The sequence below is a fragment of the Nocardia vinacea NBRC 16497 genome, from assembly GCF_000308835.1.
GTDB lineage: Bacteria > Actinomycetota > Actinomycetes > Mycobacteriales > Mycobacteriaceae > Nocardia > Nocardia vinacea.
The window spans coordinates 1-13,003 of the sequence record NZ_BAGN01000028.1; the positions used below are offsets into that span (position 1 = coordinate 1).

Annotated in this window: 14 protein-coding genes and 1 pseudogene; 7 read left to right on the forward strand and 8 right to left on the reverse strand. The window is 65.8% G+C overall.

Features of this window, described 5'->3' with window-relative positions:
- The 6 genes and pseudogenes from ON44_RS49935 to ON44_RS03815 all read right to left on the reverse strand — a co-directional run.
- Positions 1–112 (reverse strand): annotated as a pseudogene (locus tag ON44_RS49935) (heme-binding beta-barrel domain-containing protein); the annotation flags it as partial.
- A 183-nt stretch (positions 113–295) separates the two neighbouring features.
- A complete protein-coding gene (locus ON44_RS03795; protein ID WP_040686390.1) occupies positions 296–601 on the reverse strand; it encodes a DUF1416 domain-containing protein in 306 nt (101 codons plus the stop codon).
- 4 nt (positions 602–605) lie between these two features.
- Complete coding sequence (locus ON44_RS03800; RefSeq protein ID WP_040686391.1) at positions 606–1,439, reverse strand: sulfurtransferase; 834 nt, start codon at positions 1,437–1,439, stop codon at positions 606–608.
- A gap of 31 nt (positions 1,440–1,470) precedes the next feature.
- Entirely contained in the window at positions 1,471–1,959 is a 489-nt protein-coding gene (locus ON44_RS03805) for a DUF4395 domain-containing protein (RefSeq protein WP_040686392.1), read from the reverse strand.
- Positions 1,960–2,281: 322 nt separating this feature from the next.
- Positions 2,282–2,722: a thioredoxin family protein gene (locus ON44_RS03810; protein WP_040686393.1), complete on the reverse strand. Its 441-nt coding sequence runs from the start codon at positions 2,720–2,722 to the stop codon at positions 2,282–2,284.
- Positions 2,719–3,525, reverse strand: a complete 807-nt coding sequence (locus ON44_RS03815; protein ID WP_040686394.1) for an LmeA family phospholipid-binding protein — start codon at positions 3,523–3,525, stop codon at positions 2,719–2,721. Before ON44_RS03815 ends, ON44_RS03810 begins: the two co-directional genes overlap by 4 nt.
- A 182-nt stretch (positions 3,526–3,707) precedes the next feature.
- Between ON44_RS03815 and ON44_RS03820 the strand changes: the two genes are divergently transcribed.
- From ON44_RS03820 to pstB, 6 genes are all read left to right on the forward strand, one after another.
- Positions 3,708–4,475, forward strand: coding sequence for a winged helix-turn-helix transcriptional regulator (locus ON44_RS03820; RefSeq protein WP_040686395.1), 768 nt, complete (start codon positions 3,708–3,710; stop codon positions 4,473–4,475).
- Between the two features lie 139 nt (positions 4,476–4,614).
- Positions 4,615–5,529, forward strand: coding sequence for a mycothiol synthase (gene mshD / locus ON44_RS03825; protein ID WP_085998477.1), 915 nt, complete (start codon positions 4,615–4,617; stop codon positions 5,527–5,529).
- A 249-nt stretch (positions 5,530–5,778) separates the two neighbouring features.
- Positions 5,779–6,891, forward strand: coding sequence for a phosphate ABC transporter substrate-binding protein PstS (pstS, locus tag ON44_RS03830; RefSeq protein WP_040686396.1), 1,113 nt, complete (start codon positions 5,779–5,781; stop codon positions 6,889–6,891).
- Positions 6,892–6,982: 91 nt separating this feature from the next.
- A complete protein-coding gene (gene pstC, locus ON44_RS03835) occupies positions 6,983–7,957 on the forward strand; it encodes a phosphate ABC transporter permease subunit PstC (RefSeq protein WP_174414974.1) in 975 nt (324 codons plus the stop codon).
- The gene (gene pstA, locus ON44_RS03840; protein ID WP_040686398.1) at positions 7,957–8,862 is read left to right on the forward strand and encodes a phosphate ABC transporter permease PstA; all 906 of its coding nucleotides are present in this window, start codon (positions 7,957–7,959) and stop codon (positions 8,860–8,862) included. The genes pstC and pstA overlap by 1 nt, the downstream gene beginning before the upstream one ends.
- A 14-nt stretch (positions 8,863–8,876) precedes the next feature.
- Positions 8,877–9,653 (forward strand): phosphate ABC transporter ATP-binding protein PstB, encoded by a 777-nt coding sequence (pstB, locus tag ON44_RS03845; RefSeq protein WP_040686399.1) that lies wholly within the window; start codon positions 8,877–8,879, stop codon positions 9,651–9,653.
- A 137-nt stretch (positions 9,654–9,790) separates the two neighbouring features.
- Here pstB and phoU read toward each other — a convergent pair whose 3' ends face one another.
- On the reverse strand, positions 9,791–10,453 hold the full coding sequence (gene phoU, locus ON44_RS03850) for a phosphate signaling complex protein PhoU (RefSeq protein ID WP_040686400.1): 663 nt from the start codon (positions 10,451–10,453) through the stop codon (positions 9,791–9,793).
- Between the two features lie 100 nt (positions 10,454–10,553).
- Complete coding sequence (locus ON44_RS03855; protein ID WP_245567001.1) at positions 10,554–12,185, reverse strand: LCP family protein; 1,632 nt, start codon at positions 12,183–12,185, stop codon at positions 10,554–10,556.
- Between the two features lie 4 nt (positions 12,186–12,189).
- Between ON44_RS03855 and ON44_RS52300 the strand changes: the two genes are divergently transcribed.
- The gene (locus ON44_RS52300) at positions 12,190–12,576 is read left to right on the forward strand and encodes a hypothetical protein (RefSeq protein ID WP_245567002.1); all 387 of its coding nucleotides are present in this window, start codon (positions 12,190–12,192) and stop codon (positions 12,574–12,576) included.
- Positions 12,577–13,003: the final 427 nt, after the last annotated feature.

Consider the following 13,003-nt stretch of genomic DNA (forward strand, 5'->3'; position numbering starts at 1 on the left):
CCACGGCTTCGTCGCCACTGCGGCGCGGCGCCGACTCGGCGGGGCCGTTGCCGTTCAGTTGTTCACTCGCTCGCTCGGCCGGGTTGGAACCTTCGCTCGCGAGTTCACTCATGATTCGGTGAACAACCGGTAGAAGACGTACAGGCCGAACCAGCCGATCAGAACGGCCACGGCCACCAGCAGAATCTCGAAGAAGAGGACCACAACTGGAGTCTAACGAGTTGCGTCCCGCCCAGCACAACGGCCCCGTTGCTTCCCAGCTACCGGGAAACGACGGGGCCGTCGGCGCAATTACTTACTTGGCGACTGCCACATCCACGGCGTGGATGCCCGCGCCCTCCGGACGAACCTCGGCCGAGCCGTTGCCCGAGGAGGACAACGCCCGCACGGTCCACGCGCCCGGCGCCGCGAAGAAGCGGAAATCACCGGTGCCCGAGGCCACGACCTCGGCGGTGAAGTCACCGTTGCCGTCGAGCAGGCGCACGAACGCGCCGCCCACCGGCTGACCGTCGGTGCTCAGAACACGGCCGGTGAGGACCGTTTCCTTCTCGACATCGACTCCGGCCGGAATGGCCTGTCCCTGGGTAGGTGCTGCGCACATGTGATTACTCTCCCAACTCGATCGGTGCACCGACGAGCGAGCCGTATTCGGTCCAGCTGCCGTCGTAGTTCTTGACATTCTGGTGGCCCAGCAGCTCCTGCAGCACGAACCAGGTGTGCGAGGAGCGCTCACCGATGCGGCAGTAGGCGATGGTGTCCTTGGATCCGTCCAGCCCGGCCTCGCCGTAGATCTCGGTCAGCTCGGCATCGGACTTGAAGGTGCCGTCCTCGTTCGCGGCCTTGCTCCACGGCACGTTGATGGCGCCCGGGATGTGGCCGGGACGCTGGCTCTGCTCCTGCGGCAGGTGCGCCGGAGCCAGGATCTTGCCGGAGAACTCGTCAGGGGAGCGCACGTCGACCAGGTTCTTGGCGCCGATGGCGGCGATGACCTCATCGCGGAACGCGCGGATGGTCAGGTCGGGGGCGGCGGCCTTGTACTGGGTGGCCGGACGGTTCACGGCGTCGCGGGACAGCGGACGACCGTCGAGCTCCCACTTCTTGCGGCCGCCGTCGAGCAGCTTGACGTTGTTGTGGCCGTACAGCTTGAAGTACCAGTAGGCGTATGCGGCGAACCAGTTGTTGTTGCCGCCGTAGAGCACGACCTCGTCGTCGTTCCCGATGCCGCGCGCCGAGAGCAGATCGGAGAACTGCTCCTGGTTCACGAAGTCGCGACGAACCTGATCCTGCAGGTCCTTCTTCCAGTCGAGCCGAACGGCACCCTCGATGTGGCCGCCGTCGTAGGCGGAGGTGTCCTCATCGACCTCGACGAAGACGACGCCGGGGGCGTTGAGGTTCTCTTCGGCCCAGTCAACGGAGACCAGGACATCGGAGCGAGCCATGTTGTTCCTTTCGGGGTGGTGACTTGCAGTGTCAGTTCGCCGGGGACGGGTTCCGGCGGAGTCGGGCGACCAGCGGATAGATCTGGCAACCCAGGCAGATCCCGAACGCCGCATTCAAGAACGCCGCGAACAGGGCGAAGCCGGCGAACACCGCGCCGACGACGGTGGAGCCGACCAGGAAACCCAGCAGGCTGACGGCACTGAAGACCAGGCCGAGTAATTGGGCGAACCGCAGCGGGGCCACGGGTTCGGTTTCGAGGGTCGGACCCACGCGCGGCGCGACGAACGCGGCGAAGATCCGGCCGTACGGATGCCGTCGCGGACCGTAGGCCGCGCCGATCGCGAAGACTACTGCCTGCGCGGCGATGAGCACCGCGGCGACCGGCGTCGAAACGGCCGCTGCGAGCAGGACCAGAACGAGGACACCGGTGGTGACCCATGCGGCGAAGCGTGGCCCGCGCACATCGACGACGGCGGGAATTCCGTTCTCAACGGCTGTGTTTCGGGAATTTGTGGACATTGTGCGTACTCCTGCGCTGAATTTCGCTGTTGGCGGGAAAAATGCCAGTTCGCCGGGGGATCAAAAGATCACTCGCACGACGGACGCAGGTCGGCATCAGGAATTCTGACGGAGCCGACCGCTCAGCCACACAGGCAGCAACAACCACCGAGGCGACACAGATCAACTGTGCGGCGTCGGGTGAGCATCAGCTCGTGGTTGGCTTGCACGCAGAGGAGTTTACCTGGTTCCGCCGGAGAATTGGACCCGGGGTTCGTCACAGTTGCTATCAACCCTTGTCACGCGCTGTTTTTCCACCGTCAGGGGCGATCCGCCGGAAGAGTTATCTCACGGTCAGCGGTTCGAGTGCGGTACGCAGGTCCGCGGATTTGGGGACCCCGGAGATCCGGAATCGTTCCCGCCCTTCGATATCGAAGACGAAGGTGGTCGGCAGCGAGAGCACGTTCAGTTCCTTGGCCAGCGCGGGCTCGGCATCGATATCGATCTCGATATCCAGCGGTGGGCGCGGCGAACCGGACAATTCCTCGGTCACCCCGGCGACCACCCGGCGCACCGCGGCGCACGGTCCGCACCAGTCTGCGGAGAAGTGCAGCACCGCCGGGCCCGAGTTGTCGGCGCCGACCGATGCCAGCAGATCGGTGCGCGCCGATTCGTCCTGTGCCTCGGTGTCGCTCGCGCGCAGCTTGCCGTTGCGGCGCTGCAGCACCACTCCGACCGCAACCGCGGCAAGCACCACCACCAGCAGAATTGTGATTTCAATCATGGTCGCCGCAATCTGTCCAGGTCGATGGTCACGTTCTCGGCCTTGGCCTCGATGACGATCTGGCCGCCCTGTGCGGAGACCTTCGTCGGCCGCAGCCCGAACGGCAGTTCGTTCGTATCGATTGTCCGGGTGAACTGCTCGAGCACCTTGGGGCGCTCGGTATCGGTGACGACCGCGGTCGTCGTGGCATCACCCGTACCACGGTAGATGCTGGTCGCGACGATCTTCACCTGATCACCGTCGACCACGAGGTCTGCCGTCACACTCACATTGTCACCGCCGAGCGGTGCACCAGGCTTGCTCGGCGTCTTGCCCGGCATGGTGCCGGTGAGCAGAAGTTGCCCGCCGGTGGTCATACCGGACCCGCCCGATCCGCCGGTTCCGTCGGATTTGTTCCCCGGCGCCGAATGTACTTGCAGGTCCGGGATTTTGAACAGTCTGCCGAGTTCGGTCGGCTCGAGCCGCATCTGCCCCTCGACCCGATCCACCGGAACCGCGCGTACGTTCCCGTCGGTGAGGTCGCCGAGGGAAAGGTGGGCTCCGGTCAGCGTCGCGCCGATCGAGATTTCGCCGGGGATATCGGGTCGCATGACGCGCGCGCGGATATCGACGGTCTGGTATCGGCCGTCGAGCGCCTGGGTGAGAAAGGGGAACCCATAGATGACCACGTCGGGATCCGCGGTGAGGTCGGCGCCGACACGGAGGGCACGCGACACGCGGTACTCGGAGTAGGCGGCGGCGCCGAAATCGATGACAACCGCCAGTACCGCGAGGCACAGCAGCCCGATGATCAGCTTGCGCATGCGGGCAACACTACTTGGAGGTGTGTTTCGGGTATCGCACGTCTCTGCCGAGGTGTCACACTAACCCCGGATGGCGAGGTCATCGGTGTTCACGCGCTAATCTTGCATCCGAATTACCTGATTAGCGACGTGGCCCCGGCGGTGTGGCTGTTGTCCGGAGCTACTAGATGGGAGGAGGGCTTGTGGAGCTGCTCCTGCTGACCTCCGACCCCAACCCGGAGTCGGTACTGCCCGCCCTGTCGCTGCTGGCGCACAATGTGCGCCCGGCGCCGACCGAGGTGGCGTCCCTGCTCGAGGCGGGGACCGCGGATGTCGCACTTGTCGACGCGCGTATCGACCTGGCCGCGGCCCGTGGCCTGTGCCGACTGCTCGGCAGCACCGGGTCGTCGGTGCCGGTGGTCGCGGTGCTGACCGAGGGCGGACTCGTCGCCGTCAATGCCGACTGGGGCCTGGACGACATTCTGCTGCCCGGTACCGGTCCGGCCGAGCTGGACGCCCGGCTACGCCTGCTGGTCGGCCGCAACGGCGGTGTCGCGAGCCCGGAGAACACCGGCAAGATCACCCTCGGCGAACTGGTGATCGATGAGGGCACCTATACCGCCCGGCTGCGCGGTCGCCCGCTGGATCTCACCTATAAGGAATTCGAACTCCTCAAATACCTCGCGCAGCACGCGGGCCGGGTCTTCACCCGGGCCCAGCTGCTGCAGGAGGTCTGGGGTTACGACTTCTTCGGTGGCACCCGCACGGTCGACGTGCACGTGCGACGCCTGCGCGCCAAGCTCGGCAGCGAATACGAATCCTTGATCGGCACCGTCCGCAACGTCGGCTACAAAGCCGTCCGCCCCGCACGCAACAGCACCAAGGGCGACCACGTCACCTTCCCCGACGAAGAATCCGCCGAAGGCACCGACGACTCCCCGCCCGTCACCGTCAACGGTTCCGTCCCATAGCCGACCAAGATCAAGTGGAATCCATGGCGGCATTCGTCGAGAAGGCACCGCCACCAGTGCCACCTGATCTTGATCGAATGGAATGGTGCGCGGGATTCGCGCGTTCGTCGCGGTGATGGGGTCGACGAGGGAGATGGTTATGGGTGAGATGGCGACGTTGCGGTGGAGCGCGGGGCTCGGTGCGGAGGTGGCGCGGGCGGTGCGGGGGGTGCTGGAGCGGGCGAGTGTCGAAGACGGTGTGGCGCCGGTCTCCGAACAGGGCGTTCTCTCGCTCGTCGCGGCCGATTCCGAGGCCGAACATCTGGTTGCGCTGCGGGACGGTGTCGTTGCCGGGTACGCGAATCTCGTTCCCGCACATGGCGAACACCCCGCAATGGCGGAGGTCGCAGTCGATCCCGCCGCTCGCGGCCACGGTATCGGTGCGGAATTGGTCTCGGCCGCGCTGGTGAAGGGCGGATCGGGTGCTCGGGTCTGGGCACACGGAAATCGGCCCGCCGCCGAGGCGCTCGCGACTCGGCTCGGACTGCGCACCGCGCGCGAGTTATGGCAGATGCGGCGGTCGCTGGCAACGCCGGAGCTACCGGAGTTGGTGGTGCCGGTGGGTATCGCGTTGCGGACCTACGAAGGGTCCGCCGACGATGCCGAACTGTTGCGTGTCAATAACGCCGCCTTCGCCTGGCATCCGGAACAGGGCGGCTGGACCGAGCGGGATATCGCCGTGCGCCGCGAAGAGTCCTGGTTCGACCCGAAGGGGCTGTTCATCGCGGTGGATCCGGCCGATCCGGACCGCATCCTCGGATTCCACTGGACCAAGGTGCATTACGAGGAGAACCCGCCGGTCGGCGAGGTCTATGTGGTCGGCATCGACCCGGCCGCGCAGGGCCGGGGACTGGGTCGCCTGGTAACCCTCGCGGGCCTGCGCTACCTGCGCGAACGCGGTCTGCCCGAGGTTCTGCTCTATACCGAGGCCGACAACACCGCGGCCGTGCGCACCTACACGCGACTCGGCTTCGCCACGGCGCATATCGATGTCGCGTATTCGGCCGCTGACTGAATAACAAGCGGCCCGCCGGGGTTACTCGAGTAACACTGGGGCAAATGTCACACATAAGGGACGCAATCGCGCCGGGGTGTTCACCCGCCGTTCACTCAGCTCCGTCCAACTGTCAACCGAGCGACCTTACGTTACATAAGGGCGGCACCGTTGCCGCCTGGTGCGCAAGTTCCCCGCGAACGGCACCACGAAACCCGCCCGGGCCGGTGAGGGACCGGGCGTGTCGAACGCGATTCCCCGGAGGAATAAGTGAACTTCAAGCGCAGCAGCGCCCTGATCGGTGTGCTGGCCGCCGTCGCCATGCCGCTGGCAGCCTGTGGCAGTGACGACAACACCTCGGCCAGTGGCGATTCCGCCGCCAAGGTCGACGTTGCCTGTGGCGGTAAGAAGGCCCTCAAGGCCAGCGGTTCCTCGGCTCAGAAGAACGCCATGGACCGCTTCGTCGCCGCCTACGAGGCCAACTGCAGCGGCTCCACGCTGAACTACACTTCCAGCGGCTCCGGTGCAGGCGTGAACGAATTCCTCGGCGGCCAGACCGATTTCGCCGGTTCCGACTCGCCCCTGAGTGACAAGAAGGGCGAGCCCGCCAAGGCGCAGGAGCGCTGCGGCGCCCCGGCGTGGAACTTGCCGACCGTCTTCGGCCCGATCGCCATCACCTACAACCTCGACGGTGTGAGCGATCTGGTGCTCGACGGCCCGACCGCCGCCAAGGTGTTCAACGGCACCGTCGCCACCTGGGACGCCCCGGAGATCAAGGCGCTGAACCCGACCGCCAAGCTGCCCTCGGACAAGATCTCGGTGATCTTCCGCAGCGATGAGTCGGGCACCACCGACAACTTCCAGCTCTACCTGGACGCCGCTTCGGACGGCGCGTGGGGCAAGGGCGCGGGCAAGACCTTCAACGGCGGTATCGGTGAGGGTGCCAAGGGCAACGAGGGCACCTCGGCCGCCATCAAGAGCACCAAGAACTCGATCACCTACAACGAGTGGTCCTTCGCCAAGGCGCAGAACCTGTCCATCGCGCAGGTCGTCACCTCGGCCTCCAAGGATCCGGTCAAGCTGACCCCGGAGTCCGCGGCCAAGGCCGTCGACAGCGTGAAGATCAAGGGCGAGGGCAACGACCTGGTGCTCGACACCTCGTCGTTCTACAAGCCGACCGCGGCCGGCGCGTACCCGATCATCCTGCCGACCTACGAGATCGTCTGCTCGAAGTACGCCGACGCCGATACGTCCAAGGCGGTCAAGGCATTCCTGACCTCGGCCGTCAACAACGGCCAGAAGGGTCTGGACACCGCGGGCTACGTCGCGATCCCGGACAAGTTCAAGACCAAGCTGACCACCGCGATCAACGCCATTTCCTGATAGCTGCCACGCCATGACCGTGCACCCTGAGGTGACCGCCGCGGACCAGTCGGACTCGACTGGTCCGCGGGCGGCTGGAGATACTGCCCCTATGTCGAGTGAACCGAGCACCGAACCGGCCTCACCGAAGGCCCGCCCCGGCCACAGCCAGAGGGCCGAGGTCATCTTCCGGTCGCTTGCCACCGCGGCCGGTGCGACGGTCGTGGCGGCCATCGCACTGATCGCGCTATTTCTATTGATCCGTGCGTGGCCCTCGATCATGGCGAACGAGGCGAACTTCTTCACCAGTAGCGAGTTCAACACCACCAATGCCGATCACCTGCGGTTCGGCATCCGGGACCTGCTCATGGTCACGGTGTTGAGCTCGATACTCGCGCTGGTGATCGCGGTGCCCATCGGTGTGGGCATCGCGCTGTTCCTGACCCACTATTCGCCGAAGCCGATGGCGCGTCCGTTCGCGATGCTCGTCGATCTGCTGGCGGCGGTGCCGTCGATCGTGTTCGGTCTGTGGGGTTTCCTGGTGCTGGCGCCGCGGATCGAACCCGTCGAGACATTCCTGAACGACAAGCTCGGCTGGTTCTTCCTGTTCTCCGACGGCAATGTGTCGATCTCCGGTGGCGGCACCATCTTCACCGCGGGTGTGGTGCTGGCGGTGATGATCCTGCCGATCATCACCTCGGTTTCCCGCGAGGTCTTCAACCTGACACCCGTCTCGCATATCGAGGCCGCGCAGGCGCTCGGCGCGACCAAATGGGAGATGGTCCGGATGACGGTGCTGCCCTACGGCCGCAGCGGTGTGATCGCCGGTTCCATGCTCGGCCTCGGTCGCGCGCTCGGTGAGACGATCGCGGTACTGGTGATCCTGCGCACGTCGGCACAGGCCGGTCACTGGTCGCTGTTCGACGGCGGCTACACCTTCGCCTCCAAAATCGCCGCCGCCGCATCGGAATTCAGTCAGCCACTGCCGACCGGCGCCTACATCGCGGCCGGCTTCGTGCTGTTCGCGCTGACCTTCATCGTCAACGCGCTGGCGCGGCTCGTGTCCGGTGGAAGGGTGAACGGGTAATGACCACCACGACGACTCTCGACAAGCCGGTCAAGGCGCCCACCTTCCGGCATGTGAGCGCGGCCCGCCGGATCAAGAACAATATCGCGACCGCGGTGGTATGGCTCTGCTTCGCCATCGCACTCGTGCCACTGATCTGGGTGCTGTTCATGGTGGTGTCGAAGGGCCTCGAGTCCGTCGTCTCGCCGGACTGGTGGCAGAAATCGCAGAAGGGCATCCTGCCGGACCAGTCCGGTGGCGGTGTGTACCACGCGATCTACGGCACCATCGTGCAGACTCTCGTCGCCGCTGTCCTCGCGGTGCCGCTGGGCATTATGGCCGCGGTGTACCTGGTCGAATACGGGCGTGGCGTGCTGGCCAAGGTGACCACCTTCATGGTCGACATCCTCGCGGGTGTCCCGTCGATCGTCGCGGCGCTGTTCATCTTCGCGCTGTGGATCGCGACCATGGGCTTCCCACAGAGTTCCCTGGCGGTATCGCTGGCGCTCGTACTGCTCATGCTCCCGGTGGTGATTCGCAGCACCGAGGAAATGCTGAAGCTGGTTCCCGACGAGCTGCGCGAGGCGTCCTACGCGCTCGGAATTCCCAAGTGGAAGACCATCGTTCGGATCGTGGTGCCGACCGCGGCGCCCGGCATGATCAGCGGCATCCTGCTCTCGCTCGCCCGCGTCATGGGTGAGACGGCGCCGGTGCTGGTGCTGGTGGGCTACAGCAAGTCGATCAATACCAACCTGTTCGACGGCAATATGGCGTCGTTGCCGCTGCTGATCTACCAAGAGTTGGCGAACCCGGAACCGGCCGGCCGGGCCCGGGTGTGGGGCGCGGCGTTGACGCTGATCCTGTTGATCGCCCTGTTGTACGCGGCGGCCGCGGTCGTCAACAAGCTGCTCACGCGGAACCGATAGAAGCGAACGGAAAAATGGCCAAGCGGATCGACGTCAAAGACCTGAATATCTACTACGGCAAATTCCATGCGGTTGCCGATGTCAAGCTGTCGGTACTGCCGCGCAGCGTGACCGCCTTCATCGGCCCGTCGGGTTGTGGTAAGTCCACCGTGCTGCGTTCGCTCAACCGGATGCACGAGGTGACCCCGAATGCCCGCGTCGAGGGCGCGGTGCTGCTGGACGGCGAGGACATCTACGGCTCCACCGTCGACCCGGTCGGCGTGCGCCGCACCATCGGCATGGTGTTCCAGCGCCCGAATCCGTTCCCCACCATGTCGATTCGCGACAATGTGGTGGCCGGACTGAAGCTGCAGGGTGTGCGCAACAAGAAGGAGCTCGACGAGGTCGCCGAGCGTTCGTTGCGCGGCGCCAACCTGTGGAACGAGGTCAAGGACCGGCTGGACAAGCCGGGCGGCGGCCTCTCCGGCGGTCAGCAGCAGCGTCTGTGCATCGCGCGCGCCATCGCGGTATCGCCCGATGTGCTGCTGATGGACGAGCCGTGTTCGGCGCTGGACCCGATCTCCACCCTGGCGATCGAGGACCTGATCACCGAGCTGAAGAAGGAATTCACCATCGTCATCGTCACGCACAATATGCAGCAGGCCGCGCGCGTGAGTGACCAGACCGGCTTCTTCAACCTGGAGGCACAGGGCAAGCCGGGCAAGTTGATCGAGATCGACGATACCGAGAAGATCTTCTCCAACCCGGGGCAGAAGGCGACGGAGGATTACATCTCCGGCCGCTTCGGATAACCGGCAAACCAAAAGGCCCGCACTACGGTGCGGGCCTTTTGCTATGTCGGACATCGCTATTCGTAACCGCAGGGGCGCGTGACCGAGCCCCGGCGCGACGGTGCGTGTCGTGTTCCGTTGTCCGGCAGGGTAACTCGTTACACCTCGGCGTCGGGATCCGGCGGCAGCTCACCGGTGACCAGGAAGATCACCCGGCGCCCGATCTCCACGGCGTGGTCGGCGAAGCGCTCGTAGTAGCGGCCGAGCAGCGTCACATCGACGGCCGCGGCGACGCCGTACTTCCAGTCGCGATCCATCAGCAGCGTGAACAGGTGACGGTGCAGATCGTCCATCGCCTCGTCGTCATCGTTGAGCTGCGCGGCGCGCTCCGGATCACGGGACTCGAGCACCTCCTTGGCGCCCTCGCCCATATTCACCGCGATGCGGCCCATTTCCGCGAAGTAGCCGTTCACCGCCTCGGGCAGGGCGTGGTTGGGATGGCGCCGCCGGGTCACCTTGGCGACGTGCAGCGCCAGCGCGCCCATCCGGTTGACGTCCTGGACGATCTGGATCGCGCTCACTACCTGCCGCAGATCACCCGCCACCGGCGCCTGCAGCGCAAGCAGGGCAAACGACTTCTCCTCGGCATCGGTGATCATTTCGGCGATCCGGTCGCCCTCGCTGATCACCGATTCAGCCAGGGTGAGATCGGCCTGGAGCAGTGACTGGGTGGCTCGTTCCATAGCCGAACCCGCCAGACCGGCCATCTCACCCAGGAGGTGGGCAAGGTCGGCCATTTGCTCGTTGTAGATGACACGCATGAAAAGAGACACTAGTGCCAGGTGCTGACCTAGTCACCAACACAGGGTTAATGGGTGGTGCCGAACGTTAGCGACGGTGTTGCCCCAGCTAGCGGCTGTCCTACTTGCAGGTTTCGTCGGCGGCGTTGACGTGCTCCAGGTCCGAGGGCAGTGCGACCGGTTCCGCACTCGCCATGGTGACCGAAACGTTCGAGATCGGATCGCCGACCGGCGTAGGTGTGCGAATGGTCGGGTTATCGGCACCGATCACGACCTCGACGATGCCACCGAGACTGTTCGACTGCTCCATCGTCGCCCCGGGAATGGAACTGGCCACCGTGGCCGCCTCGGCCTCGTGGCCGGCCCCGAAGCGCACCTTGGTGGCGACCTCGGAATTCCCGCCGGAGTAATTGCCGGTGTTGTAGATCTGGAAGCCCTGATTGCCCAGCTTGGTGGCCGCCTTATTGGCCGCGCCCGCCGTCTCCGACCCATTGGAGACCAACAGCGATACCGAGCTCGGATCGACCGCGGTCAGCTTCGGCGGCGTCGGCTGGGATGACGGGATCGAACCGGGGGCCGGGGTCGACTTCTTCTCGCCGGGCAGCGGTTGGTCATCGATGATGGCGCGGAAGATCGCCTTGATATCCGAATCGCGCGGAATCTCGTTGCCATAGGAGGTGGTGCCCGCGGTCGGGATGGTCAGGAAGGTGACCGCGCCCGCGTCGACCTTCTGCAGCGAACGGCCCAGCGTCAGCAGGTCGGTCGGTTGCACCTTGTCGACGAAGGTGTGGCTGGTGAATGCGGAGATGAAGCCGTTCAGCTTGCCTGGATCGAAGAGCACCCGGCTCGACAGTGCGCCACGCAGCAGCGAGGCCAGGAAGCGCTGCTGCCGGTTGATCCGGTCGTAGTCGCTGCGTTCCTCGCCGTAGACGTGCCTGGCGCGCACATAGTTGAGCGCGGTCTCGCCGTTGATGTGCTGGTGGCCCGAATTTTCCAACACGGTGCCGAGGATGCCGTCGACGATCGGCTTGGGTGTGCAGACATCGACGCCGCCGACCTGATCGACCATCGCCTCGAATCCGGCGAAGTCGATACCGATGAAGTGTCCGATACTCAGACCCGTCATCTTGCGGATCACATTGACCAGACACTTCGGTCCGGCGAGCGCGTACACGGCATTGAGCTTGTCGCCCATGGCCGAGGGGAAGACCTCGTTGGTGTATTCCGCCTTGTCGTTGTCCCAGCCATTGCACTGCGGCCGGGTGACGTCGAGGTCGCGGGGGAACGAGACCACCACGACGCGCGAGCGGTTCTTGGGGATGTTGACCAGCATGACGGTGTCGGCGCGGGAGCCCTCGGCATCGTCCAGCGTGCCGGCACCCACCTGGCCGTTGACGCCCGCGCGGGTGTCGGTGCCGACGAGCAGGTAGTTCTCGTCGCCGAGCTGTGCGCCGGAGTCGACCACGTCTTCCGGATTGTCGTCGAGTGCGGAGACCTGGGTGAAGCCATTGGCGGTCGAACGTAGATAGCTCCAGCCGCCGCCGGTGACCAGCAGCGCGACCACCGCACAAATTGTCAGGGTGGCCCGTCCCGCGACCTGCAGCCGCTTATTGCGGCGCTGTCGGCTCGCGGCGAGCCGGGACAGGCCGACACGGGTGGATGCGGCCGCGGTCTTCGGGGCGTCCGGATCGGTGGTCGGCCAGCCGATGGTGCGCTTCTTCGGTCGCGGGGTCTCCTCGACCGGGGGGATCACGTCGGTGACGACCTCGGGCGGCTCTTTTCCGGAAACCGTCGATGCGCGGCGTTTCCCGGTGCGCGCGGTCGTCGGGGTGCCCGCGATGTCGTCGACGACCGGGGAGGCCGCGGAACGGCGGCCGGATTCGGCCTTGGCGGCTGGAGTGGCCGTCGTGCGGGGTGTGTCGGCCTTGCGTCCGGCTGGGGTGCTCGAGGTGCGCGGTGCGTCGGCATTGCGTGCAGCCGGGGTGCTCGACGTGCGCGGTGCGTCGGCTTTGCGTCCGGCCGGCATGGCTGATGTGCGAGGCGGTGCGTCGGCTTTACGTCCGGCCGGGGTGGCCGAGGTGCGGGGAGCATCGGCTTTGCGTCCGGCCGGCATGGCCGATGTGCGAGGCGGTGCGTCCGCTTGACGCGCGGAGGGAGCGCTCGATTTGCGCGGCGGGGTATCGGCTTGGCGTGCGGCGGACTCCGGCGGCTTCGGTGCAGCCCGGTTCGCGTGCGTGGGCGGTGCATCCGGTGTCGTGGACCGACGTCTGCGCCCGCTGCGCTCGTTGTCGACCTTCTGGACCAGGTCCTGAACCGTCAGCGGTGTCGAGCCGGAATCGGGATCGGTATGTCGGGCCCTCCGCGACGACCGTGCACCGTCCCGTTCGGTGTAATCCGCCGTGGGATAGCGCTCCCACGGGGCGCGACCTCCGGGCCGTGGCGACTGCCCGTGCCGATCGTCACCCACCAACGAACCTCGCTTTTCGTCTCCGCTGCCGTTTCGGCCGCTTTCGACCCGCATGACCGATTCCGCCAATGATAACGATTCCGCCACGGCGAGCCAGCCCAGTG